The 25113-nt window shown below is 59.9% G+C and carries 35 protein-coding genes; 16 read left to right on the top strand and 19 right to left on the bottom strand.

All coding sequences use genetic code 11. The features are described from left to right. Nucleotides 1-28: 28 nt before the first annotated feature. From KJJ24_RS05180 to KJJ24_RS05165, 4 genes are read right to left on the bottom strand one after another with little or no spacing between them, the layout of a single operon-like run. Nucleotides 29-361 carry a Nif11-like leader peptide family natural product precursor gene (locus KJJ24_RS05180; protein WP_214341988.1) on the bottom strand — a complete coding sequence of 111 codons (333 nt, stop codon included), beginning with the start codon at nt 359-361 and terminating at the stop codon, nt 29-31. Continuing rightward, entirely contained in the window at nt 358-2610 is a 2253-nt protein-coding gene (locus KJJ24_RS05175) for a sulfatase-like hydrolase/transferase (protein WP_214341985.1), read from the bottom strand. The genes KJJ24_RS05180 and KJJ24_RS05175 overlap by 4 nt, the downstream gene beginning before the upstream one ends. A 47-nt stretch (nt 2611-2657) precedes the next feature. Next, entirely contained in the window at nt 2658-3056 is a 399-nt protein-coding gene (locus KJJ24_RS05170) for a gamma-glutamylcyclotransferase (RefSeq protein ID WP_250544996.1), read from the bottom strand. Nucleotides 3057-3069: 13 nt separating this feature from the next. After that, nucleotides 3070-3360 (bottom strand): DUF3104 domain-containing protein, encoded by a 291-nt coding sequence (locus KJJ24_RS05165; RefSeq protein ID WP_250544936.1) that lies wholly within the window; start codon nt 3358-3360, stop codon nt 3070-3072. Nucleotides 3361-3499: 139 nt separating this feature from the next. Here KJJ24_RS05165 and KJJ24_RS05160 point away from each other — a divergent pair, with 139 nt between their 5' ends. Beyond that, on the top strand, nt 3500-4063 hold the full coding sequence (locus KJJ24_RS05160; RefSeq protein ID WP_250544935.1) for a phosphoribosyl-AMP cyclohydrolase: 564 nt from the start codon (nt 3500-3502) through the stop codon (nt 4061-4063). A 350-nt stretch (nt 4064-4413) separates the two neighbouring features. Here KJJ24_RS05160 and KJJ24_RS05155 read toward each other — a convergent pair whose 3' ends face one another. Beyond that, on the bottom strand, nt 4414-4560 hold the full coding sequence (locus KJJ24_RS05155; protein ID WP_214341977.1) for a hypothetical protein: 147 nt from the start codon (nt 4558-4560) through the stop codon (nt 4414-4416). Nucleotides 4561-4585: 25 nt separating this feature from the next. On the opposite strand from KJJ24_RS05155, the gene KJJ24_RS05150 reads away from it, so the two are divergent. From KJJ24_RS05150 to KJJ24_RS05140, 3 genes are all read left to right on the top strand, one after another. Then, entirely contained in the window at nt 4586-5131 is a 546-nt protein-coding gene (locus KJJ24_RS05150; protein ID WP_250544934.1) for a hypothetical protein, read from the top strand. After that, the gene (locus KJJ24_RS05145) at nt 5128-6057 is read left to right on the top strand and encodes a carbon-nitrogen hydrolase family protein (RefSeq protein ID WP_250544933.1); all 930 of its coding nucleotides are present in this window, start codon (nt 5128-5130) and stop codon (nt 6055-6057) included. Before KJJ24_RS05150 ends, KJJ24_RS05145 begins: the two co-directional genes overlap by 4 nt. A 485-nt stretch (nt 6058-6542) precedes the next feature. Then, nucleotides 6543-6839, top strand: a complete 297-nt coding sequence (locus tag KJJ24_RS05140; RefSeq protein ID WP_214341974.1) for a hypothetical protein — start codon at nt 6543-6545, stop codon at nt 6837-6839. A 15-nt stretch (nt 6840-6854) separates the two neighbouring features. Here KJJ24_RS05140 and KJJ24_RS05135 read toward each other — a convergent pair whose 3' ends face one another. Further along, a complete protein-coding gene (locus KJJ24_RS05135) occupies nt 6855-7232 on the bottom strand; it encodes a hypothetical protein (protein WP_214341964.1) in 378 nt (125 codons plus the stop codon). 172 nt (nt 7233-7404) lie between these two features. Between KJJ24_RS05135 and KJJ24_RS05130 the strand changes: the two genes are divergently transcribed. Further along, nucleotides 7405-7794 (top strand): MAPEG family protein, encoded by a 390-nt coding sequence (locus KJJ24_RS05130; RefSeq protein WP_214341962.1) that lies wholly within the window; start codon nt 7405-7407, stop codon nt 7792-7794. 197 nt (nt 7795-7991) lie between these two features. Here KJJ24_RS05130 and KJJ24_RS05125 read toward each other — a convergent pair whose 3' ends face one another. The 5 genes from KJJ24_RS05125 to KJJ24_RS05105 are packed head-to-tail and all read right to left on the bottom strand — an operon-like array spanning nt 7992 to nt 13413. Continuing rightward, the gene (locus KJJ24_RS05125) at nt 7992-8252 is read right to left on the bottom strand and encodes a cell division protein SepF (protein WP_214341955.1); all 261 of its coding nucleotides are present in this window, start codon (nt 8250-8252) and stop codon (nt 7992-7994) included. Nucleotides 8253-8256: 4 nt separating this feature from the next. Beyond that, on the bottom strand, nt 8257-10464 hold the full coding sequence (gene katG, locus KJJ24_RS05120) for a catalase/peroxidase HPI (RefSeq protein WP_214341954.1): 2208 nt from the start codon (nt 10462-10464) through the stop codon (nt 8257-8259). A 26-nt stretch (nt 10465-10490) separates the two neighbouring features. Next, complete coding sequence (locus tag KJJ24_RS05115) at nt 10491-11471, bottom strand: glycine betaine ABC transporter substrate-binding protein (RefSeq protein ID WP_214341951.1); 981 nt, start codon at nt 11469-11471, stop codon at nt 10491-10493. Beyond that, nucleotides 11468-12328, bottom strand: a complete 861-nt coding sequence (locus KJJ24_RS05110) for a proline/glycine betaine ABC transporter permease (RefSeq protein WP_214341950.1) — start codon at nt 12326-12328, stop codon at nt 11468-11470. The genes KJJ24_RS05115 and KJJ24_RS05110 overlap by 4 nt, the downstream gene beginning before the upstream one ends. Then, nucleotides 12322-13413: a glycine betaine/L-proline ABC transporter ATP-binding protein gene (locus KJJ24_RS05105; RefSeq protein ID WP_250544932.1), complete on the bottom strand. Its 1092-nt coding sequence runs from the start codon at nt 13411-13413 to the stop codon at nt 12322-12324. Before KJJ24_RS05105 ends, KJJ24_RS05110 begins: the two co-directional genes overlap by 7 nt. A gap of 212 nt (nt 13414-13625) precedes the next feature. Here KJJ24_RS05105 and KJJ24_RS05100 point away from each other — a divergent pair, with 212 nt between their 5' ends. Beyond that, entirely contained in the window at nt 13626-14462 is an 837-nt protein-coding gene (locus tag KJJ24_RS05100; protein WP_214341948.1) for a class I SAM-dependent methyltransferase, read from the top strand. After that, on the top strand, nt 14463-15338 hold the full coding sequence (locus tag KJJ24_RS05095) for a cyclopropane-fatty-acyl-phospholipid synthase family protein (RefSeq protein WP_214341946.1): 876 nt from the start codon (nt 14463-14465) through the stop codon (nt 15336-15338). Nucleotide 15339: 1 nt separating this feature from the next. On the opposite strand, the gene KJJ24_RS05090 is transcribed toward KJJ24_RS05095, so the two are convergent. After that, on the bottom strand, nt 15340-16716 hold the full coding sequence (locus tag KJJ24_RS05090; RefSeq protein ID WP_214343330.1) for a glycosyl hydrolase family 57: 1377 nt from the start codon (nt 16714-16716) through the stop codon (nt 15340-15342). Between the two features lie 179 nt (nt 16717-16895). Between KJJ24_RS05090 and KJJ24_RS05085 the strand changes: the two genes are divergently transcribed. Next, a complete protein-coding gene (locus KJJ24_RS05085; protein WP_214341944.1) occupies nt 16896-17114 on the top strand; it encodes a DUF1830 domain-containing protein in 219 nt (72 codons plus the stop codon). Between the two features lie 6 nt (nt 17115-17120). Here KJJ24_RS05085 and KJJ24_RS05080 read toward each other — a convergent pair whose 3' ends face one another. Beyond that, the gene (locus tag KJJ24_RS05080; RefSeq protein ID WP_214341942.1) at nt 17121-17426 is read right to left on the bottom strand and encodes a hypothetical protein; all 306 of its coding nucleotides are present in this window, start codon (nt 17424-17426) and stop codon (nt 17121-17123) included. Beyond that, on the bottom strand, nt 17423-17659 hold the full coding sequence (locus KJJ24_RS05075) for a hypothetical protein (RefSeq protein ID WP_214341940.1): 237 nt from the start codon (nt 17657-17659) through the stop codon (nt 17423-17425). Before KJJ24_RS05075 ends, KJJ24_RS05080 begins: the two co-directional genes overlap by 4 nt. Nucleotides 17660-17746: 87 nt before the next feature. Here KJJ24_RS05075 and KJJ24_RS05070 point away from each other — a divergent pair, with 87 nt between their 5' ends. Continuing rightward, nucleotides 17747-18433 (top strand): superoxide dismutase, encoded by a 687-nt coding sequence (locus KJJ24_RS05070; protein WP_214341936.1) that lies wholly within the window; start codon nt 17747-17749, stop codon nt 18431-18433. Continuing rightward, nucleotides 18430-18648 carry a hypothetical protein gene (locus tag KJJ24_RS05065; protein WP_214341934.1) on the top strand — a complete coding sequence of 73 codons (219 nt, stop codon included), beginning with the start codon at nt 18430-18432 and terminating at the stop codon, nt 18646-18648. The genes KJJ24_RS05070 and KJJ24_RS05065 overlap by 4 nt, the downstream gene beginning before the upstream one ends. On the opposite strand, the gene KJJ24_RS05060 is transcribed toward KJJ24_RS05065, so the two are convergent. Both KJJ24_RS05060 and KJJ24_RS05055 read right to left on the bottom strand, forming a co-directional pair. Beyond that, nucleotides 18621-18884, bottom strand: coding sequence for a hypothetical protein (locus KJJ24_RS05060; RefSeq protein ID WP_250544931.1), 264 nt, complete (start codon nt 18882-18884; stop codon nt 18621-18623). The genes KJJ24_RS05065 and KJJ24_RS05060 overlap by 28 nt on opposite strands. Before the next feature lie 93 nt (nt 18885-18977). Next, nucleotides 18978-19187: a hypothetical protein gene (locus KJJ24_RS05055; protein WP_214341932.1), complete on the bottom strand. Its 210-nt coding sequence runs from the start codon at nt 19185-19187 to the stop codon at nt 18978-18980. Between the two features lie 103 nt (nt 19188-19290). Here KJJ24_RS05055 and KJJ24_RS14905 point away from each other — a divergent pair, with 103 nt between their 5' ends. After that, complete coding sequence (locus tag KJJ24_RS14905; protein ID WP_250544994.1) at nt 19291-19509, top strand: hypothetical protein; 219 nt, start codon at nt 19291-19293, stop codon at nt 19507-19509. On the opposite strand, the gene KJJ24_RS05050 is transcribed toward KJJ24_RS14905, so the two are convergent. Next, nucleotides 19450-19746 carry a hypothetical protein gene (locus KJJ24_RS05050; RefSeq protein WP_214341929.1) on the bottom strand — a complete coding sequence of 99 codons (297 nt, stop codon included), beginning with the start codon at nt 19744-19746 and terminating at the stop codon, nt 19450-19452. The two genes, KJJ24_RS14905 and KJJ24_RS05050, sit on opposite strands and share 60 nt — an antisense overlap. 127 nt (nt 19747-19873) lie before the next feature. Here KJJ24_RS05050 and KJJ24_RS15125 point away from each other — a divergent pair, with 127 nt between their 5' ends. Genes KJJ24_RS15125 through KJJ24_RS05035 form a run of 5 tightly spaced genes read left to right on the top strand, consistent with a single transcriptional unit; the run spans nt 19874 to nt 23864 of the window. After that, on the top strand, nt 19874-20065 hold the full coding sequence (locus tag KJJ24_RS15125; protein WP_371811781.1) for a hypothetical protein: 192 nt from the start codon (nt 19874-19876) through the stop codon (nt 20063-20065). Between the two features lie 3 nt (nt 20066-20068). Beyond that, nucleotides 20069-20329, top strand: coding sequence for a hypothetical protein (locus KJJ24_RS15120; protein ID WP_371811780.1), 261 nt, complete (start codon nt 20069-20071; stop codon nt 20327-20329). Between the two features lie 58 nt (nt 20330-20387). After that, nucleotides 20388-20633, top strand: coding sequence for a hypothetical protein (locus tag KJJ24_RS15115; RefSeq protein ID WP_371811797.1), 246 nt, complete (start codon nt 20388-20390; stop codon nt 20631-20633). Beyond that, nucleotides 20518-21174 carry a L,D-transpeptidase gene (locus tag KJJ24_RS05040; protein ID WP_214341928.1) on the top strand — a complete coding sequence of 219 codons (657 nt, stop codon included), beginning with the start codon at nt 20518-20520 and terminating at the stop codon, nt 21172-21174. Before KJJ24_RS15115 ends, KJJ24_RS05040 begins: the two co-directional genes overlap by 116 nt. A 41-nt stretch (nt 21175-21215) precedes the next feature. Next, the gene (locus tag KJJ24_RS05035; RefSeq protein WP_214341925.1) at nt 21216-23864 is read left to right on the top strand and encodes an HAD-IC family P-type ATPase; all 2649 of its coding nucleotides are present in this window, start codon (nt 21216-21218) and stop codon (nt 23862-23864) included. Here KJJ24_RS05035 and KJJ24_RS05030 read toward each other — a convergent pair. Together KJJ24_RS05030 and KJJ24_RS05025 are read right to left on the bottom strand one after the other, a co-directional pair. Continuing rightward, nucleotides 23853-24437, bottom strand: a complete 585-nt coding sequence (locus KJJ24_RS05030; protein WP_214341922.1) for a PAP/fibrillin family protein — start codon at nt 24435-24437, stop codon at nt 23853-23855. The two genes, KJJ24_RS05035 and KJJ24_RS05030, sit on opposite strands and share 12 nt — an antisense overlap. After that, nucleotides 24434-25108, bottom strand: a complete 675-nt coding sequence (locus KJJ24_RS05025; protein WP_214341919.1) for a hypothetical protein — start codon at nt 25106-25108, stop codon at nt 24434-24436. Before KJJ24_RS05025 ends, KJJ24_RS05030 begins: the two co-directional genes overlap by 4 nt. Nucleotides 25109-25113: the final 5 nt, after the last annotated feature.

The following is a 25113-nucleotide window of genomic DNA, read 5'->3' as shown; positions in this document are numbered from 1 at the left end:
GCAACGGCCCAGTATCGACCCGCTTCGCCTAGCTCCGGTAGTAGTCGATCGCAGCCCAGCGTGTGCTGGCTGGTTCAACTGTGCATTGAATTCTTGCCAGGTAGCGCCTCGCGACAAATGCATTGTTCATTTCGAACAGGGAAAACTCCTGTAGGTGCTGGCATTGACTGCGGATCACATCTGAGCGATCGAAGCGATAGCCATACCGGTCGGCTAGCTGAATCACCTTGTTGAGATCAATGTCCAGGGGTAAATGGGCATCTCCCCATTTCTCAACGGCGCAATCGGCTAATTCTTGGCTGATCACAGGATCTTGTTTGGATCGTGTGATGAACTGCCTGAGTTGTTCCTCTCCGCTCATCCGATCGTCTCCAGTGGCACATAGCCGCCAATCCATTCAATGGCAAAATTCGCGAGGCTGAGATCGCCCGAGAGTCCTGTTAGGTAGTGGTATGTGGGGCCATTGGTTCCAACAATGTTCGAGAGAAGCGTGCCTGTGTCCTGAATCGTCACGGCGCCGTTGTTGAGTGCTTGTTCGATCGACACGATGTTGTAGCTCTGTCCTGCCCTTGTGTTGAACGCCACTTCAAGATTCTGGCTGCCGTTGGTAGCTGGAATCAGCCTGATGATCGGATCTCCCAAGTCGTAGGCTGAATTCTGGGATGAACCGCCGCGATAGCGGAAGAAGGTTGGCTCCTTGGATTCTTGCGGCAACAGCGGTTGGAGTTTCTCGTTGATCTCGCTGTCCAGCAGGTTGGACATCTGTTTGTACGCCCTTTTCTGTCGCCTCGTTGCAATGGGTTCTTCGCCTTGCAGCACCCGTAAGGCTTCTGCCTTTGGATCCAGATTCTTCAGCTCTAGTGGAGCTGCTTTGAAGGGGTTCAGTTGTCCTGTAATCGGATCGATGTTTGGGTAGTAGTCGCCGCCACCAGGGCGCAAGTCATAAAGCTCCCCTTGCCAGTTCTTGGGTTCGTAAGTCTTGTCTTCTGAGTAATATCTAGCGTACTTAAAGTCTTTGGTGCGCACGGCCTGCAGTCTGTTGGGGCCTGGTAGGAGTCCGTGGTCCCAGGCTCCTTGGGGGATGGAGTTGCGAGGGTCTTGCCCTGCATAAATATCGTCGTATGTGTAGAGAACAGACGACTGAACATCCTTGGCTTCATGATCGAGTTTTGATCGTCTGGATGCTCGCTTCAGAATGGATGAGTAGTCGACGCCACTCAGCTGATAATTGTTGATCTGATCCTCGCTGGATCCGTAGAAGTTGGCTACGGTTGGCAGAAAATCGACCAGCGAGACTAGTGCTTTCGATTTCTGCCCACCTTTGAAATAACGAGGATTGGACCAGATCATGGGCACCCGGATCGACTCCTCATAGGCGTTGAACATCTTCTGCACCATGCCGCCGTGAGACATCCCCATCTCGCCATGGTCGGCAGTGCTTACAAACATCGTATTGTTGACTTCGCCTTGCTTGGCAAGTGTATTGATTACTTCTCCCATCTGACTGTCGGCAATCTTCATCAGATTACCGTAGAAATTTAGATAGTTGAGCTTCAGCTCGTCGGTAGGAAGTGGTTGCCCTCCCGCTTGAGCAAGCAGCCACTCTCGCTGAATCTGTGGTTTGTAGTTGCCTGAAAAGTCGTACCCGTTAGCACTCATTGATCCTCTGATCGGTTCATCCACTGTTGGCGGTAGGATGTTGATATCTCCTTCGATGATGTCTTCCGAGTAGCCAAAATAGGTCTCTGGATCTCCTTCACCCCAGCTGAGTGGGTATGAGAGCACGTCGTGCGGGTTGACAAGAGACACCACCATGGCAAACGGTTTCGTGTTGCCAGAGTTGATTCGGTTATCGAGCCAGCTTGTTGCTTCGCTGATGAAACGCGTGTCGTTATCGGCATAGCCGCCGCCAGCGTTCTTCGGATCCATGTCTTGCCCGGCATCGGGGCCTTGCCAGCCCTCAAAGTCGTACTCAGTCATGTCCTGGTAGACGACTTCGTCGTCAACCGTCGTGAATGTTTTGCTGAGATGTGTCTTGCCAAAGAATGACACGTCATAACCGAGGTCACCCAGAACCGTGCCGAGTGTTGGTAGGTCTGGATTCAGCTGAACCTCAGAATCTAGAATTGGATTCTCTATATCGCTCAACAGCAGGTCAAGCTCGTGCTGAGCTGGATATTTGCCTGTAAAGAAAGTCGCCCTCGCCGACGAGCACATCGCCGTATTGGTGAAGGAGTTTTCGAATGAGAGGCCATTGTCGAGTAGCCATTGCCGTGTGGGCAGGTTCTCCTTGGCCCAATTGCGCGGCAGCCATAGGTCTTCTGGTTTGACCTGATCTCTGATGAAAATCACAAGGTTTTGTGGCTGGTCTGTTGCCTCCTCGGATTGATGAATGGAGCGGGCAGCTCTGCGAATATCCTTTTTGCTATCAAGCGTTTTAATGCCGATATCTTTGGCGACACTGATATAATCCTTTGTTAGGAGTAGATCCTGATCGTTAAGCTTGCTCTGCTTTTGTTGGAGCAGCTTATAGACCGATTTCACGTCCTTGGAAGGTTTGATCTGCATGCCTGCATCGCCGATGTTCCCGCGCAATTGGGTGTTGGGCATGGGGCTGACAGCTTCTCTCCATAGCTTTCTCATGTCCCAGGGCTTTGTCAATCATCCTCTGACGACTTCACAGATTGTGTTGTTGTACGTTTGAAGCGGTTTCCGGGACCGTTCCACACCCCTGATGCGATTCGGCGGCTGTGACGCACCTGCCGCGCGTGGCCCACGTACACCCACGCCTCGATGCCATCGGTCAGATGGTGAAGCTGCCGCTCGTAGAGCCTCGGCACGCCTTCGAAGCGGTCCAAGTGCGCGAGGAGCTTCGGGCCCACCCGGTAGACCTCACCAGTAATCGTGCAGCCTGCTTCGCTGCTGCGGATCGCCATGGGGAAGGGGCCCAGGTCGTGCAGCGTTAAGCCCTCTATGCGGGCCTCGCAGAGCCAGGCAGCACCCTGTAGTTCACGGTGGTTGGCCATGTGGCGTTTGAGGCTGCCGTACACGAACACCAAGGCGTCAGAATCAGCGCTGTTTCCGGCTCGCTCCATGACGATTGCTCTTCTGATCGCGTTGGCCGGTTCGCTCGGCTTGATGGCCGTGATTGTGCGCCGTCTTGAGCGGTCCTGAGCTCTGCTGTTCGCGCGGACAAAGGATGTCGATCACGGCGTCGGCATTCACGGTGCGGATCGCTCCGCTATCGACGCAGGCGATCTGAAACAGCGAGTTGGCGCTGCAGCGCGCGCCTCCCTCGGCGTGGATCACCTGGCCCGCCCACCAGTCGCCTGTGTTGCGCACGGCAACCAGATCGCCCACACGGACCGCTAGAAATCGCGGGTCATCCATTCGCCATTCGCGCCGAAGTACAAGTGTACTGGTATGACGGTGTTTTGCGGCTTGGTTGCCCGCCTACCCAGGCGGGCTCAGTGTGTGGTGGGTTAACTGCGTTACCGTTTTGCGTTCCAGATTCCTTCAGGCTGCGCCCGCTTTGGTGCTTGGTCTGAGCCTTCAAGGTCAGGCTGCCCCCACGGTTCAAGTGCTCAATGGCAACATCACGCAGGCCGAAGTGGTGGCTGCCCAGAAGGGCTGGTGCCAGGCCCTATTGAAGATTAGTGCTGCCTATGCCAGCGGTGGATTCAGCCAGGCTAAAGCCACTGCAGAGGCTGTAATCGATCAGGCCTATGCCTACCAATTCGGTCCTGTGGCGTTCAAGCCCACCCTTGCTTCAGGAGCGCACACCTTCCGCGCGACCCGCGCTGGCGCCCTGGCCTATTTCGTAGGGGGCAATCCGGATTTCCCTGGCGACAAGGGTTTCGCAATCAAGCCCTGGCGCTCCTGCGAGGTCACCAATCAGGTGATCCAACTGAATGGGAGCTATGCCAACACCATGGGCAATGTGAGCTTCAAGGATGTCGCTGGCAAAACCACCACAGTGGATAAAACCTGGGCCTTCATGAAGGAGCCTGATGGCTCGATCAGGATCGTGTTGCATCACTCCTCGTTGCCATTCGAGGGCTGAACCATTCAACGGATCTAGCGCCTGATGCGTTCGATCCCAGCTGTCGTCAGGGGCACGGGGGCGAACCCAGTGCCCCCTTCTTCATGCCTGCAGCGTGGCGCTGGATCAGGGCGAATGTGCTCTGCAGAACTTGGTGCAGGGCGTTTGCTCTTGGCATGGTGGGAGGCCCTGGCGTTGGTTCCCATGAGCTGGTCTGAGCTGGACGACTGGTGTTAGAGGCGTAGGCGGGCCCTTAGGCACTGCCGGTCGCGCAAGCAATTGATCCTGGCGGCTAGGCGCCTTGGTTATCAGATCACCCGCACTGATCTTCAGCGTGCCTGGCAAGAGCACCAGCAGCTGGAGCAGGAGGCTCAGTAGGGCAGGGTGAAACCCGACTGCATGCTCTTGAAATCGAGCATCACCCAGGTGAGCCACACCAGCAGGGCGATCACGCCGGACACGGCCGCCACCCGACCTGCCATGCGCAGCACCAGTTCCATCAGGCTGATCTCTTTCACGGGCGGCAGCGTTCAGATCTCCACTATGAATGGTTCCGCCGCGATCAAGGGATCGGCAACCGTGCTTTTAGGCCTGGCGCTGTTCAGCGTTGCCCTTCCGATGCCGACGGCAGAGGCTGCACAAGGCGCTGAATGTCCAGAGCAGGTTCGCTTCCAGATTGATGCGCTGTATCGCTGGCAGCTTGAGCGCCAGCAGCAGTCGGGCCCGATCCAGATCTTCAGCCAGCGCCAGCGCTTCACGCCGCAGCTCTACCGACTGCTACAGCGTGCCTATGACCTCACGCCCGCCGATGGTCGGTTTGTTGATTTCGACCTTTTCAGCGGCTCCCAGGTGACCACCTTCAGCGCCACCTTGCAGGGGTGCCGCCAAGAGCAGGTAGACCTGCTTTCTGCGCGCGTGGCTGTGCAGGCGGGGCTGGTAGGTCGCAGGGCTGAGCGGCCGATGCAGCTGCACTACGTGTTTCGCCAATCGCCCAGCGCTGGTTGGCGTATCGCCGACATCATCTACCCCAATGCACCATCGTTTCGCCTGACCACCTACCTACGGACGCTGCTGGAGGATCAGTCGTGAGCGTTGCTGACATGGGCCTGCCGGTGGCATTGGTGCAGCTCTGTGCCACCGAGGATGCGGAGCTGAATCGCCGCCAAGCCGAAGTGTGGCTGGAGCGGGCCATGCAGCCCGCCCCAGGCCGCGTGAAGCCACGATTGGTGATGCTGCCTGAGGTGTGGAACGCGCCCTATGCGGCCGATCGCTTCGAGGCCTATGCCGAGCCGATTCCACAGCCCGGTGCCAACCTGGTGGAGAGCCCGTCGCCCTCCCTCGCACTGGTAGCGCGCATCGCCCGGCGTCACGGGGTGGCGGTGATTGCCGGCTCGATTCCTGAGCAGGGATCGCACGGGCGGATCTACAACACGGCCACGCTGATCAACCCCCAGGGTGTGTTGCTGGCCAAACACCGCAAGCTGCACCTCTTTGATGTGGATGTGCCGGGCGGGATCTGCTTCCGTGAATCCGACAGCCTTACGGCAGGGCATGCCCTCACGGTGCTCAGCGGCAGCGGCGATCCGCTTGGCACCGGCGTGGAGGAGCCGCCCGCTCTCGGGCTGCTGATCTGTTACGACATCCGCTTCCCTGAGCTGGCTCTGCTGATGCAGCAGAGGCATGGTTGCTCGCTTTTGGCTGTTCCAGCTGCGTTTAACACCACCACGGGCCCCCGCCACTGGCATCTGGTGATGCGTGCCCGCGCAGTGGATACCCAGTGCTTTGTGATGGCCTGCTCCAGTGCAAGGCCAGCTGGTGATGGCTATCCCAGCTATGGCCATTCCCTGGTGGTGGATCCATGGGGAACGGTGATTGCTGAAGCTGGAGAGGGAGAGCAGCTGCTCGATGCCGAGCTGGATCTCAGCCAGGTGGGCCTGGCGCGCCGGGCCATTCCCACCAGCCTCCAGCGCCGAGGCGATGTGTATCGGTTGAGCGAGATGAAGCTCACTTCATGAACAGCGATTGCGCTGGGTGAAGAGCGATGTCGATCCGCGGCTGCCCCTTGCCGCTGGCCTTTTGCCGATCCATCGTGATGGCAACGGGATTCGGAGGCGCCATTGATGGACGACACCCCCCCTGAGCACCAATTAGGAGCGCGCTGACGATCCGGCCCCTGCTCCAACACTCTCAACGGATCTCTGACGCCCCCCGTGCGCGATTGATTCGCGCCATCCACCGCGCCGTTTCAGGTGCCCCGGATTCAGTGGGACGTCCCCATCGACACCTGGCCCCAGGTGCCAGCGCCGGCAGCTCCGCCCTACAACTGAAGAGTGAAGACCGGATCCAAGGATCACGGTTGTTCTCATCGCATCATTCACGCAACGCTGGCCCCACATCTGCGGGCCCATCAGCTGAGCAGACAAAGCCCGGGGCGCACGCTCCGGGCTTTGTTGTGTTTCCTCGAGCTCTGTCCTAGGGGTTAGCCACGTGTGTGTTGCCGATGCGGCTGCTTGTGTTGGGTGTGCTGTTGCTTGGCTCTGCGGCCTCGGCACAAGACCTCTCTGGCTTTGCCCAGCAGGCGCAACGATGCCGTGACACGGGCGGCGCGGCGGCGTGCCGTGCCGCTCTCGATCAATCCCATCGGCTCAAAAACTGGGCGGAGGCCCGCAAGCTGTGGCGTTGCTACACCGCCGTGCTTGGGGCCGAGGCCGAGATGATCGCGGCCAGTTCCACTTCACGCCAGCCACAGACGGCCACAGAGGCCTGGCAAGAGATGCGCATGACCTGCGCTCGCTGATGGATCCCACTTGACCTATTGATTGCTCGTTGCTGCTGGTGTGACGTTGTTTGAGCTCATCAGGCAGGTGTTCTGCCACCCCACCTCCAGGCTTTCGTTGGGGCAAGCCGGATCATGAGAGGCAGGCACGGTATCTGTTCCCCAGCGCAGCGATCCTGTGCGTGAGAACAGACCAGTGCGGGGGCACTTGTTGCCTTTGCCAGCCAGATCTCGTTCATGGCCGTCGGAGCTGAGGATCATCCGGGTGAGCACACCGCCGCTTGGGGATTGGCAGATCACGCGTGTGCAGTAGCCCGCCCCTGAGTAGGCATGACCTGCGGGACATGCGTTGAGCAGCGCTGAACCCTGGCGCTGTTGGATCTCAATGCACCCGGCGTAGTCGCGGGCGTCCATGCACCGTTTGTGCAGTTCAGGATCGATATCAGCTTCTGCCGGAAGCACCCCAGCCAGCAGCAGCAACAAGGCAAAGCCGGATGCTCTAAGCAACACAACCAATGGATCGATCCAGAAACCGTAGCCCTATCGCACCTGCGCTATGACGTGGGGGATTGCAACCTGAAGCTTGATGAGCGTTCCTGCACTGCCAGCTGTGGTGAGCCTCGTGGCGCTGATCACCTACCAGGGCACAGCGATGGCAGTGGGTCAGGCGCGGGTGAAGCACAAGGTGTTGCCCCCGGCGATGACGGGCCCGGAGCCGTTTGAATGCGCACTGCGGGTTCAGCAGAACACGCTGGAACAGTTGGTGTTCTTCTTGCCGGTGTTCTGGTTGGCGGCTCTGATGAGCAGCGAAACATGGGCAGCGTTGTTGGGATTTATCTGGGTAGGCGGCCGAGTGGCCTACGGCGTGGGCTATCGGCTGGCGCCCAACAAGCGCGGCCCTGGTTTTGGGATCAGTTTTCTCTGTTCGATCGCTCTGCTGGTGATGGCACTCGTAGGGGCCTTCAGCCAGGGATGAGCTGGTCCAAGCTTGGAGCGCTCACCAGCGACGTGATCAGCCTCATCCCTGTGGCTAGCTGACGCAGCGGCAAACCAAACAGGAGGCTGGCGACATCGATCACAACGAAGGCGACCACGCATCCCCGGCAGCAACTTCCGCAGTGTAACGAAAGATTGCGCACTCGTTAAGGAACGTGTTGTGCGCTGGGTTGGGACTTAACCCTGGCTCACGCTCACGCCCATGGGCGCGCAGAGGTAGGTCTGGTCACCGATGCGATCGATCGATCCATCAAGGGCGCTGGTGGCACCGGCCAGAAAGTCAATCACCCGCTGAGCTTCCGCTGGGTCCACTTGCTCCAGCTGCAGCACCACGCAATGCCGCGCACGCACGGCCTCCACGGCTTGTTGGGCATCGGCCAGGGTGAGGCAGCGCACGATCGTGACCTGCGGCAGCCACACCCCGAACGGTGTGTTCATGCCTTCAAGGGGTGCACAGATCAAAGCGATCGGCGTTCATCACCTTCACCCACGCTGCTGTGAAGTCGGCCACAAATCGCCCAGTCCCATCGCTTTGGGCGTACACCTCGGCGATCGCTCGGAGCTGCGAGTTCGAGCCAAACACCAGATCGGCGCGTGTGGCCGTCCAGCGCTTGCTGCCATCGCTGCGTCGTCGCCCTTCAAACAGCTCACCGTGCTCATCGCTGGGTGCCCAGGTGGTGCCCATATCGAGCAAGTTCACAAAGAAGTCGTTGCTCAGCACGCCAATCCGCTCCGTGAAAACGCCATGGCGAACGCCATCGGTGTTGCCTCCCAGCACTCTTAGACCGCCCACCAGCACAGTCATCTCCGGCGCACTGAGGCCGAGCAGCTGGGCTCGGTCGATCAGGAGGTGCTCAGCGGTCACGCTCATTGGCCCTGTCTGCCAGTTGCGGAAGCCATCGGCCTGGGGCTCCATCACGGCGAAGGAGGCGATGTCGGTCTGCTCCTGGCTGGCATCCATCCGCCCTGCTGTGAAGGGCACCAGCACGGGATGGCCCGCGGCTGCGGCGGCCATTTCAACGCCCACACCACCGGCAAGCACGATCAGGTCGGCCAGCGAAACACGCATGCCTCCCTTGCAGGAGGCATTGAATGCCTGCTGGATGCTCTCGAGGTAGCCGATCACCTTGTGAAGCTGCTGTGGCTGGTTCACAGCCCAGGCGCTCTGCGGTGCCAGGCGCACCCTGGCACCATTGGCACCACCGCGTTTGTCGGAGCCGCGGAAGGTTGAAGCGGAGGCCCAAGCGGTGCTCACCAGTTCTGTCAGGCTCAGGCCGCTGCGCTGGATCCGCTGCTTGAGATCAGCGATGCCTGCCTCATCCACCACGGGGTGATCGAGGGCGGAGATTGGGTCCTGCCAGATCAGCTCCTCGGAGGGCGCCTCGGGCCCTAGGTAGAGGCTGCGAGGGCCCATGTCGCGATGGGTGAGCTTGAACCAGGCGCGCGAGAAGGCTTCGGCGAAGGCCTCGGGGTTCTGATGGAAATGGCGCGAGATCGGCTCGTAGATCGGATCGAAACGCAGCGACAAGTCCGCTGTGGTCATCATCGGCGGATGCTTGATGCCCGGGCGGTGGGCATCGGGGATCATGTGTTCTTCGCGGCAATCTTTGGCTTGCCACTGCCAGGCGCCGGTGGGGCTCTTGATTAGCTCCCACTCGTAGCCGAAGAGCATGTCGAAATAGCCCATGTCCCAGCGGGTGGGGTTGGGCTTCCAGGCCCCCTCGATGCCGCTGGTGGTGGTGTCGGCCCCTTTGCCGCTGCCATGGCGGTTGTGCCAACCAAGGCCCATCTCCTCCATCGGAGCCCCCTCCGGCGCCGGACCCACCAGATCCTCAGGACCGGCGCCATGGGCCTTGCCGAAGGTGTGGCCGCCGGCCGTGAGTGCCACAGTTTCTTCGTCATTCATGGCCATGCGTGCGAAGGTTTCGCGCACATCGCGGCCGGATGCCACTGGGTCGGGCTCGCCGTTGGGGCCTTCAGGGTTCACATAGATGAGGCCCATCTGCACAGCGGCCAGCGGGTTCTCGAGCTGGCGATCGCCGCTGTAGCGCTCATCGCCAAGCCAGGTGGTTTCGTTGCCCCAGTAGATGTCTTCCTCCGGCTGCCAGATGTCGGCGCGGCCACCGGCGAAGCCAAAGGTGGGTAGGCCCATCGATTCGAGGGCGCACGTGCCGGCCAGGATCATCAGATCGGCCCAGGAAATGCGGTTGCCGTACTTCTGCTTGATCGGCCAGAGCAGGCGGCGAGCTTTGTCAAGATTGCCGTTGTCGGGCCAACTGTTGAGCGGGGCAAAGCGTTGATTGCCGGTGCCACCACCACCACGGCCATCGGCAGTGCGATAGGTACCGGCGCTATGCCAGGCCATGCGGATGAACAAGCCGCCGTAATGGCCCCAGTCGGCTGGCCACCACTCCTGGGAGTCGGTCATCAAGGCGAGCAGATCCTGCTTGAGGCCCTGGTAGTCGAGCTGCTGAAAAGCCTGGCGATAGTTGAACGTATCGCCGAGGGGACTGGCGGACGGATTGTGCTGATGCAGGATCGCCAGGTTCACTTGTTGCGGCCACCAGTCGCGGGCTGAAGGCCCACGGCCGGCCACGGGCATGGGCGCAGCGTTGTGGCCGCTGAAGGGGCACTTCCCGAGCTCGGTCATGGTTGGGCACTGGCGTTCGCTACCCCTCAGCCTGCTGAGATTGAGCCCGTTGTCCAGTACTTCACACGTTCTGCATGACTGTTGAGATAGGTCTGCACCGCTTCTTCAGCTGTGCTGCGATGGGCTTGCAGCAGCACAGCTGTGAGTTCCTCGTCTGGAATTCGAAAACGGGTGAGAAAGTTCGCCACATTTGGGGCTGCGCTGCTGAGGCCACTGCGCCCCAGCGCGTGGATCCATTCGACACCTCCGAAGACCAACAGCGGATCATCGAGGAAGCGCAGGTTGTAGCGCGCAAACATCCAATGCGGCATCCAGCTGGTCACAACAATCCAGCGACGCTCACGGATCGCTTGATCGAGCACAGCTGTCATCGCCGCACTGCTGGAGGCCACCAATTTGATGTCGTTGAGTGTGTAGTCGCGCAGGGCGACCTCCGATAACTGGTTCAGGCCAGAACCAGGATCGATGCCCTGCACCTGATTGTTGAACCGTGCGGCGATCTCCGGTCGCTGCAGGTCGGTGATGCTTTTTACCGCGTCGGTATCGACGTAATCCGGCACCACCCATCCCAGCTGACCTGAGTACATGGGCCCGAAATCCACCACTCGATCCCGAACCCGTTTCCAGTAATCGCGATGGGTGAGCGGTAACCATGCCATCAGCATGAGGTCGAGATCGCCCCGTGCGACAGAGGCGTACTGGATTCCGATGTCGGCCATGACCCGCTGCACGGGTTGTTCGAGCTGGGTTTCGATCAGTTCTTTGGCCATGAGGCTGATCACATCCGCATCCGCCCAGGGTGACCAGCCGAGTCGCAAGGTTTGGATCGAGTCGTTCGTTTGCGTACCCATGGCGTTGGGGCGGCCACCGATGCCGTGATCGTTCTCCTGTGATCGACCACGCCGGTCTTTCTGGCTCAGCTGCACCATGCTGGCCATCGATGCACCGGCCAGACTCAGCCCCCCAACCAGTGCGGCACGCCGGCTCCAGCGTTTGTCGTTGCTCATCGAGTTCTCCTTTGCGGGGTTTTCGAGAGGCCTTGGGTGAGTCGATCGAGGATCACTGCGAGGATCACTACCGCAATCCCACCTTCAAATCCCAGGCCTACATCCAGCTGCTGAATGCCTCTTAACACCACATCGCCAAGTCCGCCACCACCGATCATTGAGGCGATCACCACCATGGAAAGGGCCAGCATGATTGTTTGATTCACGCCGGTCATCACCGTTGGCAGAGCATTCGGCATTTGCACTAGCCACAGCATCTGGTGTTCACTGCAGCCAAAGGAGCGTCCTGCTTCGATCAGATCTGCTGGTACCTGGGTGATGCCGAGATGCGTTAGGCGCACCACAGGGGGCATGGAGAAGATCAGCGTCGCGATGATCGAGGGCACGGCGCCTGTGCTGAACAGCATCACCGCCGGAATGAGATACACAAAGGCCGGCATCGTCTGCATCAGATCAAGGCCGGGCCTCACCACGCTCCACACCATTGGAAAGCGGGCCGAGAGAATTCCCAGCGGTAAGCCGATCAACAAGGCGAGCAGGGCTGAGGCGAGTACCAGTGCCAGAGTGGCGATCATGGGCTGCCAGAGCCCTAGGGCTAGAACCAGGTTGAGACCCAGCAGAGCAAACAAACTGAAGCCGCCTCCCACGAGTCGCCAACCGATCAGCGCGATCACAGGAGCCAACACCCATGCGGGCGGCAGGCTCAGTACGGATTCGAACAGCGATGCCAGCAGCTCAACCGTGAGTTGAACTAGACCAAAGAACCACTGTCCATGTTCCAGTAGCCACGCAACAATCGCATCTACGGCCAAGCCCAGAGGGCCTGCCTGATTTACAGCCGCAAGGGTGCTCAACATGGGCAACCTTGTTGGAGTGCTTGGAGTAATCGTCTGGGAGTGATCACGCCAAGCAATCGCTGATCCCTGTCCAGCACAGGGGTGGGGTAGGGAGTCTGGGCAACCTGATCCATCGCCTCTCGAATCAATGTTCCCTCCAGGAGATGGACCGCCTGTGAAGCTGGGATCCATCCACCTTCAGCTGCGATCACTCCGTGGAATCTGCGCTGACCATCCACTACATAGCTGAGCTTGGGGATGGCTTGCACATCGGGTCTACTGGCCCCCTCTGGCAGTGCCAGTGTCGGCGGAGTTGGATCAACGATCAGTTCCACTGGCAGCACGGAGGCTGCATCAACATCTTGAAAAAAGTGACGCACCTGAGGATTGGCCGGCTGTTGCAGCAGATCTTGGGCAGTGCCGCACTGCAGCAGCTGTCCGTCTTTCATCAGGGCGATGCGATCGCCGATGCGAATGGCCTCATCAAGGTCGTGGGAGATGAAGACAATCGTGCGCTGTTGCTCGCTTTGCAGCTCGAGTAGCAGGGTCTGCATGTCGCGGCGGATCAGTGGATCGAGCGCTGAAAAAGCCTCATCCATCAGCAGGATCGGAGGGTCTAAAGCAAGAGCTCTCGCTAGCCCTACCCGCTGTTGCATCCCACCGGAAAGTTGTTGGGGCCAGCGCTCGTGCTGATCGCCCAGTCCCACTCGCTCGAGCGCCTGTTTCGCCTTGGCCTGCCGTTCCTGCCGAGGTACGCCGGCCACTTCCAGTCCAAAGGCTGCGTTGTCGAGCACGTTGCGGTTTGGGAATAGGGCAAACGACTGGAACACCATGGCCATCGCAGAACGGCGCAGCTTCTGCAGGTTGCGTGATGAGAGTTGATCTAGAGGTTGCTCGCGCACCACCACCGCACCCGAGCTGGGACGGATCAGACCATTGATCATCCGCAAAAGCGTGGACTTGCCAGATCCGGAAAGCCCCATCACCACGAAGACCTCACCGGCTTCGATCTGGAGAGAAACCTCGCGAACAGCCGCGTTGCCCCCCGGGAACACCTTGGAGACCGCCTGGAGTGTGATCTCAGCACTCACCTGCAAGCGTCTCATCTGAGCTCAAGCTAGCGCTCTTTCTGTTGGTGAGAACTGGCCATGCGCAGTTGGTTGCACATCAGAAGCTTTATGTTTTTGATATATCTGCTTCGATCCGTTGCTCTCATTTGGATGTGGCTGCTTGGGTAAATGTGCTTGCAGCCATAGTGGTTGGCGCTGAGATGACGTTTTGGCTCTGCTGACTAGGGTTGGCATCAATGGGCTCATGTATGACATCCACTCAGCCATCTCAGCGCGATATTCAGAAGTTCGGTGATGCTCCGGAGAGTGTGCGGGAGACCGACCACTATCAACAGGAGTATGTCGAGCAATTCGCTGAGCGCTGGGATCGATTAATCGATTGGGAAGCCAGGGCTGAGGCGGAAGGCGACTTTTTTATTCGGCTGCTCCATGAGCATGGGGCTCAATCGGTGCTTGATGTGGCTACGGGAACCGGTTTTCACTCGGTTCGTTTGCTGAGTGAAGGCTTTGATGTGGTGAGTGCTGACGGCAGCCCCAACATGTTGGCCCGTGCCTTTCGTAATGCACGACAGCGTGATCAGTTACTGCGAACAGCCCAGGCGGACTGGCGATTTCTCAATAGGGACATTCATGGCACCTTTGATGCGGTGATCTGTTTGGGTAATTCGTTTACCCACTTATTTCGAGAGCGGGATCGGCGCAAGGCGCTTGCTGAGTACTACGCAGTGCTCAAGCACAATGGTTTGCTGATCATCGATCACCGTAATTATGACCGCTTACTTGAGAATGGCGTTGCGGTTCGCCAGGGTAAAGGGAATGTCTACTGTGGGGAAGATGTGTGCGTTGTCCCAGATTGTGTTGATGAAGGTTTGGCGCGTTTCCGTTATTCCTTCAGTGATGGAAGTATCTATCACTTAAATATGTTCCCTTTGCGCTACGGCTATGTGAGAAGGCTGATGCGAGAAGTTGGTTTTCAGCGCATCACGAGCTATGGAGACTATCAGCTGGGAAACGATGATCCAGACTTCTACGTGCATGTGGCTGAGAAGGAGTACCGCTTTGATGGTGACACAACGGTGATTTGAATGTTGGATGCAGCAGATCTCACGGCGGCTGAGCAAACAGCTGCCACCTATTACAACAGCGATGATGCTGATCAGTTCTATGCCCACGTTTGGGGTGGTGAGGACATCCATATCGGTCTCTACGAGGGAGATCATGAGTGCATTGCAGCGGCCAGTCGTCGCACGGTTGAGGCCCTTGCGAGGCTGATCGGTCCGCTAGAGCCAGGCAGTGTGGTCGTGGATCTGGGATCTGGTTATGGCGGTGCAGCCCGTTATTTGGCATCTACACACCAGCTTCGTGTGGAAGCTGTGAATATCTCCTCGGTAGAAAATGATCGCCACCGAACGCTTAATCACAGGAGTGGCTTACAAGGCCTCATTAGAGTTCATGACGCCTCCTTTGAAGCGGTTCCTTTGCCGAATGGCTGCGCTGATGTGGTGTGGAGTCAGGATGCGATTCTTCATGCTGGGGATCGCCAGCAAGTACTCCGTGAAGCTGCACGCTTACTCAAGCCGGGGGGGGTGCTCGTCTTCACCGATCCGATGGCTGCCGATGGCGTGACCACAACGGATTTATCCGCCATTCTGCAGCGGATTCATCTGGCTGATCTGGGATCACCGGATCGCTACTGCAGCTGGGGTGCTTCGGTGGGATTGGAGAGGGAGGTGTGGGATGAACAAACCGCCATGCTGGTTCGTCATTACACACGGGTGCATGAAGAGCTTCTGCGCAGAACGTCTGAGCTGAAGGTTGTGATCAGCATCGACTACATGCAGCGCATGGCCGCTGGTCTGCAGCATTGGATTGATGGTGGGGAATCGGGCCGGCTCAGCTGGGGCTTAATGCGCTTCCGCAAACGTCCTCTCGATTGCTTGGTTCTGGGCGGTGGTGAATAATCTATTGCCTTAACGCGAGCCTGCCACGTTGATCAAGTTCGTGGGCGTACTCGGTCCAAACCCCCTGCCCCCAGTAGCGGAAACAGCTGGTTTCTAGCAACATGAGATGTAGCAGTGCTTCTTGGTATGCGGGTGTTTGGGTTATCGATGCGTCCTCGGCGACCAGTGAATCAAATTTTTGATGAAAAGCAGCGCTGAGCTGCTGCATCGGCCCAAGCACATTGTCATAACCCTCCACCCAGCTGAGGTTGTTGGTCCAGGAGGCACCTTCCATGGAAAAGCCTGCGTCGGCGGCGGTACAGGTTTTGATTGCTGCTTCGACTGCCGCCGCCCCTTGGCGCCCTTCCAACTGCTGCCAGAGCTGATGCTGACGCACCGCCTGAATCGAAGGCCAGTGTCTTTCTGAATTGTTCAACAGCTCCAGATACTCGCTGCCGTTCATCGCAACGGTGAGCGGCTGATCGCGCAGCGTGTGATGGGCCTGGATGAAGGCTGATGGGAATTCATTCATCATCACGCCTCCGTTTTCTCCATCGGCAATCTGTGCCACCAGCGGCGGCACCATCTGATCGGCCAAGGGCAGAGGGGCCATGCCCAAAGCTTCGTAGCAGGGTTGCATCTGACCAACCAATTTGGTGTCGGATCCCTGGGTTTTGATCAAGGCGGTGATGCTCACCTGCTCCCCATCGCTGTTGCGAGCCACGAGCTGATTGGGGAGGTAGCGCTGCTGGTGGCTTAGGGCTGAACCATCGAGGTTTTCCACGCTGTGCTCCTGCACGAGCAGCCACTGGTAACCGCACTCCTTCAGGGCCTTCACGAAGGCATAAAGGGTGTCGGGGTGGTTGGGCAGATGCATTTCCGGTGGGGAAAATCCCCGCACGCGGCTGAGGGCTTCGCTGCCGAATAAGGCGGAAAATTGGTGTTGCCAGGCCTGGATCTGTAGCTTGAGATCAGGAATGGGGGTGGAGGGCGCCACGGCATGACCCCAGAAGCTCCCGAGCCACTCCACATGGCGCTGCATCACTGCATCGCAGGTCAGATAGCGCAGGGCATCAAGGATGTCGCGCCGGCCCATCTGCTCGAATCCCCAGAGCAGAGTGCCGGAGTAATCCAGCATGATGCGCGGCCTACAGCCATCTTGAATCAGTTGCGGAATCAACGCCGCCATGCGTTTGTAGCAGTGGGCGAATGGTTCAGCGTTGTGGTTATCCCCCTCACCGGGATGTTCAACCATGTATTGCAGATGGGAGATCAACCCACCGTCCCCGCCTGCAGGGATGGTGGGCTGATGCATATGCAGCGCACAGCAGAAGCAGGAGTTGATCTCCTCGAGCCTCCAGCCAGGCTCCGGGCCTGCGGTGACTGGAGGGCGTTGCATCACGGCCAGCAGCTCGGCCTCCCGGCCGGAAATCGGGGGAAGCACGGCGATTTGCAGGAGTCACTGTCCTAGCGCGCTGTTGTGCATCCCCTTTGGCGGAAATGCGCTCACCTGTTGCAACGGAGACCATGCCGCGTCGCCCGCAGGTTGAGTGTGGACCTTTCGCAGGCTCCGTTTTCATGACCACCTGTCAGTACCGCAACTGCCGCGAAAGCCTTGTGGTGCTGCGTTGCGTGGGAGCTGATCAGCATTTCCAGGAAAAAGTAATCTTTCCGTTTGAGAGCTGGTGTTTCGATTGCCCCACAGGCAGCCGCATTGATGTGTGGGCCCATGGCATCAGCGGGGTTGAGCTGTTGGAGACACTCCCAGCTGAAGCGCTGCGCGCGCATGAGCCCTGACTGGGCTCAGCGCTCCTCGCGCACCCGCTTCACCGCCAGTCCCGCTTCAGTTGCGGTCACGGCGGACAGCACCAGTAGCCCTATCAGGCCCACCAGCTGGTTTTGCACTGCGGTTTCGGCATCGGCGTTCTGGCCTAGGGCGGCGCCGGCCACAAACCAGGCCGTCGCGAGGGCCGATGTGATCCAGTAAGCCTTCCAGCGGCGTTGATAGAGGTAGCCGGCACCCAGCCCGGGCACCACATTCAGCAGCGCTGCCACCCAGCCGGCGGAGGAGGCCAGGATCTGCTGGGGAGTGGGAGAGGGGTTGCTCATGCGCGTTTCTGGTTGGCGGCGTAGAGCACGGCCCCTCCGGCCACCACCGTGAGGATGCCGGTGCTGAGCAGGAAGCCAGTGAGCAGCAGCAGCCCGATCAACGAGCCCAGCAGCGACATCTTCACGCGCAACAGCTTGGATTTGATCAACATCACCAGCAGAAGCATCACGGTGGCTTTGAGGCCAGCGATCTTCGCTGCGCTGATCGGACAAAACGGATTCAGAAGAAGCATGGCCGCAGAGTCTGCCTCTTCACTCTGTCGAAGTTGGCGGCGGGTTGCGGATGGCTGCCAGGCTGGGACCACTTGATTGGATCATCCATGCTGCGTCTGCTGTGCAGCGTCCTGGCGACCGTGTTGCTTCTCTTCGGTTCTGCCGTGCCGGCTTGGGCTGAATTCGTGTTGCCGCCGCTGCCCTACGCCCCTGATGCGCTCGAGCCGGTCATTGATGCCACCACGATGACGATCCACCACGACAAGCACCACGGCGCCTACGTGGCCAATCTCAACGGCCAGATCAAGGGCAATCCGCCGCTAGCCAAGCTCAGCCTTGACGCGCTTCAGGGGCAGATTTCACGCTTTCCCGTGGCGGTGCGCAACAACGGTGGCGGCCACTGGAATCACACCCAGTTCTGGGCAGTGATGGCACCGGCAGGCGAGGGCGGCGAGCCATCGGCTGCACTGTTGGCAGCGATCGAGGCCAGCTTCGGCTCGCTGCAGGCGATGCAGACCCAGTTCGGCCAGGCGGCTGCCGCTCGCTTTGGCTCAGGTTGGGCCTGGCTGATCCGCACCGATGACGGTGCTCTGGCCATCACCAGCACGGCGAATCAAGACAACCCTCTGATGGATCTGCCTGGTGTTGAGCGGGGCGCCCCCTTGCTTGGGCTTGACGTCTGGGAGCACGCCTACTACCTCAAGTACCAGAACCGTCGGCCCGACTACATCACGGCCTGGTGGGATCTCGTGAACTGGAACGAAGTGAACCGTCGCTACGACGCTGCAGCATGACCGGCAACGTACAAGCGATCGGTTTTCTGCTCACCTGGGTGCTGGGTTGGGGCATCGGTGGCTCCCTGATCGATGCCGGCCTGATCAACGCAGGCCTCTACTCATTAGAAACAGGCCAGCTGGGCACCGCAACCACTTTTGTGGTGTGGACAGTGATTTGGGGTGGTGGCGGTGTGTGGCTCTACCGCTACTGGACCAAGAGCGATGCCGCCTGATTCGATTCGTGGGGCAGAGGGCAAAGCAGCGGCATTGGCAGGCGGTAGGTGCGCCAGTCTCCATTCGCTGCACAAACTTCCACACCGATCAACTGCTGCTGTGGCTCGGAGCCGGTGTGCTCCAACCAGGCGACCGCGTCTCCGATTGCATCATCCAAGCTGGCGTAGCAGTCGTCGAGCTGGCGATGCGGTTCAAAACAGGCGTCGATCAGTCTGTAGGCCCGTTGCATCGCCATCTCCTCAACATCGTCTAGATGGCCATGTTCAGCTGAGCAACTGGACCAAGGCCGTGTTCGATCCAACTGTTTTAAGGATTGCTTCAGACTTCTTTAACTTGAGCCGAAGCTGAACCGCTCAACGGTGCGGCCTTCTCCGCTGCTGCTGCTGTCCACGATGGAGAGGCCCTTCACCGTGCCATCGGCGAGAAACCACCGATCGCTGCACAGCGCGGTAAACACCTCTCGCGCCTGCTCCAGCGTGGCGAACTCACCGACATGGGCAGTCCCCCAGGCGTCATGGCTGTAAACGCTGAAACTCATGTCAGCAATGGTGGTCTGTGCGGCATGTCTGCTTAAGGTTCACTCAGTTGCATGATCGCTTGTGAACGCACTCTCTTTTGCTGCGGTGTCCGCTGGGCTGGCGATGCCTTTCCTCGCGATGGGGTCGGCAATGGCGCAGAACCGGATCCCCAAACTGCCTGGTTATGACCAGTGTCCACTTGGATACGTCAACGATCTTAAGCAGAGCTGCTACTCGCCGATCTACTACCAGGTGCAGCCCACGGATGGTGAGGCTTGCCCATCAGGCTGGATGAATATCGGCGCTGGCTACTGCAAGAAAAAGACCCTCGGCATCTTTTGAGCCGGAAAGGTTGGGATCCACGCGGGCGAGCTTCTCGAGGATCATGTTGAGGTCCACGTCGGAGAGTTCGCCGCTTGGCGCCCACTTCATGCAGGTGGAGCCCAGGCATGTTTGGCGATATTTGGCTCTGGCATGTTCCGGTTTGAGGCAGGTCATCGCCTGGCCCTCCTTTCCTTGTGGGTGCACTCTCCCTTGAAGCCATTCGCTACCACTACCCCCATTTAGGGTCAGTGCCATGGCGGCAGATTCACCGTTGCTGTTGGGCCTCCGTTGCCGAGCAGCGGAGCCTTAAGCGGGGTGCCGGAGGCCCTGGCATTTTTTTGATCCCGAGTGTGCGCGGCGGCGGTTCGAGCGGCTGGGCGATGTGTTCGAAACCAAGCTGCTAAGGCAGCAACTGGTGTTCATCCGCGGTGAGCGGGCGATGACCGATCTTCTCGGTAGCAGCGATGCCACCGAGGGCTCGTGGCCTCGGAGTGTGCGTCAGTTGTTGGGCAGTCGTTCGCTGGCCAATCGCAATGGTGCCGATCACCGGGCTCGGCGCTGGGTGGCGGGGTAGCTCTTGTCCGCGGCGGCCCTGCGTCGCTACAGCCCTGAAATTGTGCATCAGCTGGCCGCGGAGTTGCTTGCGGCCCGAGATCCTGTGCGGTTGGTGGATCGCATGCGCCGTTTCGCCTTTGCCGTGATTGCCTCCGTAGTGCTCGGCCTTGAGGGTGGAGATTTTGAGGCTCGCCTGGCCTCCGTCTGGCTCTCCAGCCACCCCACGACTGGATGCTGTGGTGCTGCGGTAGCGGAGCCACTGATTTGGATGCCTGCGTCCTGAACGCCATCTCGAGGGCGGAGAGGGGCTCACGCTGTTGCCCTTTGGCGGTGGTGAGCGGGTGTGCCTCGGCCAGGCGCTCGCTGAGCTGAAAATCCGGCTCATGGCTGTGGGTCTTTTCCAGCAGGTGGTGCTTGACCTGGCCACCGCTGAAGATCTCGGCATCATGGGTACAACTCTGCTCAGCCTCAATGCGCCGCCTGCCGTTGCTTGCCCTGGTGAGTGTTGGCCTGCTGTTGAGCAGTTGCACGGCGAAAAAGCCTGTGGGTCAAGACCCCTCCAGGATCACCGGGCCGATCAAGATTGAGCTGGATCTGAACGATCCATCCAGGAGCTTCGGTGTGTTGCCCCGCGGCAACGATCGCACCATCTTCAAGGTGGGCTTCGGCCGCTATGGCGTCACTTGCGCCGGCAGCCGCTTTGAAGAGGGCTACACGCCATTGGGCACGTTCAAGGTGAATGCCATTCTCAGCAAGAATCGCTTCGAGATGGATCCGGCTCTGGTTAAGCAATCCGGCAAGAGCGAAGCCGAGCTCAAGGCAATGCTCTTTAGCAACATGAACGCAATTGACTTCAGTGGTGATGGTGAAGTTGGTGAATATGGCATCGGCTATGTGAGCCTGGCACCGCTCAACAGCGTGAAGCAGCCCTTTGCGTTTAACACTTACGACGGCAAATTCCGTTGGTATAGCTTTGCTATCCACGGCAGTAATAATGATGCGCGTGTTGGGAAGAAAGTAACGGGTGGCTGCGTGAATGTGGTGGAGCCGGTGCTGAAAACACTGCTCAGCTCCGTCAAAATGGGCGATGAAGTGGTGATCACCGCCAATGGGCCCTGCACGCCCTGATTCCTGCGTCACCATCAACAGATCCCGCCAGATCTGAGGCCATGCAGCCTTTGCGCATCCCCGCTCACACCCAGGGCGTTACCCAGGTGTTGAGCGCGCTGGAGAGCGATGCGACCTCTGGCCTCACAGAGCTGCAGACGCGCCAACGGTTGGAGCTCTACGGCCTTAACCGCCTTCAGGAGCAGCCGGGTTTGCCGTTGGCGTTGCGTTTTTTGCAGCAGTTCAATAATCCGCTGCTCATCACTCTGTTGGTGGTGGGTGCGGTGAAAGCGGGGCTGGGGTATCCCCGCGACGCACTGGTGATCATCAGCGTCACCGTGATCAATGCCGTGATCGGCACGCTGCAGGAGAGCAAGGCAGAGCAGGCGATTGCGGCCTTGGCTCAAAGCGTGCGCACCGAGGTGGATGTGATCCGTGGTGGTGTGCTGCACCGCCTGTCGTCAACGGCGTTGGTGCCCGGTGATCTGGTGCGCTTGGAGGCTGGCGCCAAGGTTCCGGCTGATTTGCGTTTGATCAGCGGGCGCAACTTGCATATCGATGAGGCGGCCCTCACCGGGGAATCTCTGCCGGTGGCGAAGGGCACCACGGCGGTTGAGGCCGATGCTCCGCTTGCTGAGCGCATCGGGATGGCCTACGCGGGCACGTTCGTGACGGCGGGTCAGGGCTTTGGTGTGGTGGTGGCCACGGCTGACGCCACGGAAATCGGCCAGATCTCCAGTTCGCTGCAGGAGCAGACCACACTCTCCACGCCGCTGACGCGCAAGTTTTCGCGCTTCAGCCGCACGCTGCTGCAGGTGGTGGTGGCACTGGCGGGCCTCACCTTTGCGGTTGGTCTGGTCCGCGGCCGCGGTGTGGAAGAGATGTTCGATGGAGCCGTGGCACTGGCGGTGGGAGCGATTCCTGAAGAGTTGCCCGCCATCGTGACCATCACGCTTGCCATCGGAGTGCATCGCATGGCACGGCGGCGGGCCATCATCCGCCGGCTGCCAGCGGTGGAAGCCCTTGGTAGTACCACGGTGATCTGTTCAGACAAAACCGGCACCCTCACCCAGAACCGGATGACGGTGAAGCACCTCTATGCCGCGGGCTCGATGCTCGCTCTGGAGGATCTCTGGCCTGCTAACGGCGCTGGCGCTAGCTGGACGCTTGCTCTGGAGGAAACCCTCCTGGCGGGCCTGCTTTGCAATGACGCCAGCCACAGCGATCAGGAAGGCTTGGTGGGTGATCCCACGGAAACGGCTTTGCTTGCTGCAGCCCATTCGGTGGGCCTAGATCACCGCTCTTTGCATGAACAACATCCCCGCCGGGATGCGATTCCGTTTGAGTCCGAGCAGCAGTTCATGGCCACCTTGCATGGCAGCCAGCGGATTCTGCTGAAGGGATCGGTGGAAGCAGTGCTGCAGCGCTGCAGCAGCGCCTTGGATGCCCAAGGGCAGCCCCAGCCTTTGGATCGTGAGGCCATTGAGCACGCGGTGTCTGCGATGGCGGAGCAGGGAGAGCGGGTGCTTGCGTTTGCCATCGGCCAGGCCGCTGAAGACCAACAGCGGCTCGATCCTCAGCATCTCGCCGGAACGCTCAGTTTCATCGGCCTGCAAGGCATGCAGGACCCACCAAGACCCGAGGCGATTCGTGCCGTGGCGGCCTGTAGGGCTGCCGGGATTCAGGTGAAGGTGATTACCGGCGACCATCTGGAAACGGCCCTGGCGATTGCTCGCCAGATGGGCATCGGTTCAGCGGAGCCGCAGGGGGTGGATGGTCGGCAGCTGGCGGCGCTGAACCCTGACGCGGTGGCTGCGTTGGTGGGCCAAGTGGATGTGTTCGCTCGGGTGGCACCGGCTCAGAAGTTGCAACTGGTGCAGGCGCTTCAGGCCAATGGCGAGGTGGTCGCGATGACGGGGGATGGCGTCAACGATGCCCCAGCGTTGAAGCAGGCCGATATCGGCATTGCGATGGGTGAGGGCGGCACGGAGGTTGCACGCCAAGCGGCCGACATGCTCCTCACCGACGACAACTTCGCCACGATCGAGGCGGCGGTTGAAGAGGGCCGCACTGTGTATCTGAATCTGCGCAAGACGCTCGCCTTCGTGCTGCCGGTGAATGGCGGCGCTTCGATGACGATCCTGCTCGGCGCCGTCTTGGGTACCGCACTGCCGGTCACGGCGCTGCAGGTGCTTTGGCTCAACATGATTTGCTCGCTCACGATGTCGATCGCGTTGGCGTTCGAGCCACCGAATCCAAGCCTGATGCGCCAGCCGCCCCGGCCGCCGGAGCAGCCCTTGCTCACCCCCGGTTTGATCCGTCGTGTGGCCGTGGTGTCGCTGTTCAACTGGGCGGTGATTTTTGGGCTATTCCTTTGGAGCAACCAACACGACGGCAACCTGGCCCTGGCGCGCACCATGGCGGTGCAGGGGCTCGTGCTCGCCCATCTTGTGTATCTCAGCCGAATCAGCCACTGGCGCCAGACCCGCCTGCACTGGCCTGCCCTTCGGGCCGCCCCGGCGGTACCGCTTGGCATCGCCACCACCGTGCTGGTGCAAACACTGTTCAGCCAGAGCGGTTGGATGAACAGCTTCTTTGGCACGAGCCCACTTGACCTGCATCACCTGGCCATTTGTGCGCTGCCGATGCTGTTGATGATTCCCGTGGCTGCTGTGGCTGAGCGGCTCGATCCCACGGCTTCAGGGCAGTAGGAGCTCCTCGAGCTTGAGGTCGCTGCGGCGGGTTAGTGCAAACAGCGTGCCGGCATTGCCGCGGCACACGCGCAGGTGCTGATCGAGCACGGTGATATCGAGCCAGGCAGGAAAGCTCTGGTTCACGCTGCGCAGCCATTGCAAACGGCCGGCCCCCAAGGGCGGCCCCAGCCAGCCTCCGCGTTTAAAGCACACTTGCACCCGTTGGGTTGGTGTCTGCTCAGCTGCTATCACCTCAATCGACGCCTCTACCGCGATCCCGGCCAGGGAGGCCATCGGGCCACTCAGGCGCAACAGATTCATGCCCCTCCCCTGGGAGGGAGCCAGGCACTGCAGGTTTTCCAGCCAAGGCGCCACGGCCAGATAAGGCTGGGAGCTACTGCTCCAGCGCAGCTCCCATACTCCCTCCAGCCGTATCAGGTCCTCCGTGGAGGAGAGATTCGCCGGTTGTGCCTGCTCGAGGGCGGAGATCAATGTCTTGATCCGCTCTTGATGGCGATTGGCACTGCCGCGCGGCTCCTGTTGCAGCAGCTCCAGGAGCTCAAGACGCTGATGCTCAGGAGCTTGGCTCATGCGTTTGGAAACACCGATTGGGCTGCCTCCACCGTCAGGCTCACATCAGCCTGTGTATCCACCGTAAAGAGGCTCCAAGTGGCCACGGGTTCGGGTTCGCTCTGGGCTTGGGGCCATTCGATGCGTTGTCCGCCGTAGGTGAGGCCAACGCAGGTGAGGCTTACGTCGTCAGCTAGAAGACTCCAGAGCAGCGTGAGCTGGTTGCGCTCATAGGAGCCGGGCAGCAGGCTTTGCGCGTCTGTCGGCACCATGCCTGGCTCAAGCGCGATGGCGAGGGCACGCTCCCAGCTCAGAAAGGTGCCGTCGTGGGTGGGGTAAAACCAGCAGGTTTCGTTGCTGGCCTCGCTGAGCTCGAAGCGATCCAGGCAATGGAACAGGTTGGGATCAGCCCCGCTTTGATACACGCCAATGGCGTTGCTGCGGGGATCAAATTGCGGAATCACTGCATCGCAAATGCAGCGTCGCGTTGGAACACCAGCTGCGGGCTCTAACTGGCCGATCCAGGGGAGATTGGCCAGATCGCCCGCTGCTGTGGTGGCTGCCGTGTAAATGCGCAAGCCGAAGGCTCCGGCGGGTCCCTGGCGCTGGGCTACAGCGAGTTCCTCCCACGTGGCCTTGGCTTCCGGAAGGCATGCGGCTGGTGCCACCACAAACACCAGGGAATGATCCATAGCCG

Source organism: Synechococcus sp. LA31 (genome assembly GCF_018502385.1).
In the GTDB taxonomy this organism is placed as follows: Bacteria; Cyanobacteriota; Cyanobacteriia; order PCC-6307; family Cyanobiaceae; genus Vulcanococcus.
Note: the sequence above shows the minus strand (reverse complement) of the source record. Positions and strands in the feature narration are given on the sequence as shown.

Bases quoted from the DNA above. Each gene is read 5' to 3' on its own strand.
- KJJ24_RS05180 (WP_214341988.1), bottom strand. From the start codon at position 361: ATGAGCGGAGAGGAACAACTCAGGCAGTTCATCACACGATCCAAACAA.
- KJJ24_RS05175 (WP_214341985.1), bottom strand. From the start codon at position 2,610: ATGCCCAACACCCAATTGCGCGGGAACATCGGCGATGCAGGCATGCAG.
- KJJ24_RS05150 (WP_250544934.1), top strand. From the start codon at position 4,586: ATGAATGGTTCCGCCGCGATCAAGGGATCGGCAACCGTGCTTTTAGGC.
- KJJ24_RS05140 (WP_214341974.1), top strand. From the start codon at position 6,543: ATGCGGCTGCTTGTGTTGGGTGTGCTGTTGCTTGGCTCTGCGGCCTCG.
- KJJ24_RS05135 (WP_214341964.1), bottom strand. From the start codon at position 7,232: ATGGACGCCCGCGACTACGCCGGGTGCATTGAGATCCAACAGCGCCAG.
- KJJ24_RS05130 (WP_214341962.1), top strand. From the start codon at position 7,405: ATGAGCGTTCCTGCACTGCCAGCTGTGGTGAGCCTCGTGGCGCTGATC.
- KJJ24_RS05125 (WP_214341955.1), bottom strand. From the start codon at position 8,252: ATGAACACACCGTTCGGGGTGTGGCTGCCGCAGGTCACGATCGTGCGC.
- katG (WP_214341954.1), bottom strand. From the start codon at position 10,464: ATGACCGAGCTCGGGAAGTGCCCCTTCAGCGGCCACAACGCTGCGCCC.
- KJJ24_RS05115 (WP_214341951.1), bottom strand. From the start codon at position 11,471: ATGAGCAACGACAAACGCTGGAGCCGGCGTGCCGCACTGGTTGGGGGG.
- KJJ24_RS05110 (WP_214341950.1), bottom strand. From the start codon at position 12,328: ATGTTGAGCACCCTTGCGGCTGTAAATCAGGCAGGCCCTCTGGGCTTG.
- KJJ24_RS05105 (WP_250544932.1), bottom strand. From the start codon at position 13,413: ATGAGACGCTTGCAGGTGAGTGCTGAGATCACACTCCAGGCGGTCTCC.
- KJJ24_RS05100 (WP_214341948.1), top strand. From the start codon at position 13,626: ATGACATCCACTCAGCCATCTCAGCGCGATATTCAGAAGTTCGGTGAT.
- KJJ24_RS05095 (WP_214341946.1), top strand. From the start codon at position 14,463: ATGTTGGATGCAGCAGATCTCACGGCGGCTGAGCAAACAGCTGCCACC.
- KJJ24_RS05090 (WP_214343330.1), bottom strand. From the start codon at position 16,716: ATGCAACGCCCTCCAGTCACCGCAGGCCCGGAGCCTGGCTGGAGGCTC.
- KJJ24_RS05085 (WP_214341944.1), top strand. From the start codon at position 16,896: ATGACCACCTGTCAGTACCGCAACTGCCGCGAAAGCCTTGTGGTGCTG.
- KJJ24_RS05080 (WP_214341942.1), bottom strand. From the start codon at position 17,426: ATGAGCAACCCCTCTCCCACTCCCCAGCAGATCCTGGCCTCCTCCGCC.
- KJJ24_RS05075 (WP_214341940.1), bottom strand. From the start codon at position 17,659: ATGCTTCTTCTGAATCCGTTTTGTCCGATCAGCGCAGCGAAGATCGCT.
- KJJ24_RS05070 (WP_214341936.1), top strand. From the start codon at position 17,747: ATGCTGCGTCTGCTGTGCAGCGTCCTGGCGACCGTGTTGCTTCTCTTC.
- KJJ24_RS05065 (WP_214341934.1), top strand. From the start codon at position 18,430: ATGACCGGCAACGTACAAGCGATCGGTTTTCTGCTCACCTGGGTGCTG.
- KJJ24_RS05060 (WP_250544931.1), bottom strand. From the start codon at position 18,884: ATGGCGATGCAACGGGCCTACAGACTGATCGACGCCTGTTTTGAACCG.
- KJJ24_RS05055 (WP_214341932.1), bottom strand. From the start codon at position 19,187: ATGAGTTTCAGCGTTTACAGCCATGACGCCTGGGGGACTGCCCATGTC.
- KJJ24_RS14905 (WP_250544994.1), top strand. From the start codon at position 19,291: ATGCCTTTCCTCGCGATGGGGTCGGCAATGGCGCAGAACCGGATCCCC.
- KJJ24_RS05050 (WP_214341929.1), bottom strand. From the start codon at position 19,746: ATGGCACTGACCCTAAATGGGGGTAGTGGTAGCGAATGGCTTCAAGGG.
- KJJ24_RS05040 (WP_214341928.1), top strand. From the start codon at position 20,518: ATGCGCCGCCTGCCGTTGCTTGCCCTGGTGAGTGTTGGCCTGCTGTTG.
- KJJ24_RS05035 (WP_214341925.1), top strand. From the start codon at position 21,216: ATGCAGCCTTTGCGCATCCCCGCTCACACCCAGGGCGTTACCCAGGTG.
- KJJ24_RS05030 (WP_214341922.1), bottom strand. From the start codon at position 24,437: ATGAGCCAAGCTCCTGAGCATCAGCGTCTTGAGCTCCTGGAGCTGCTG.
- KJJ24_RS05025 (WP_214341919.1), bottom strand. From the start codon at position 25,108: ATGGATCATTCCCTGGTGTTTGTGGTGGCACCAGCCGCATGCCTTCCG.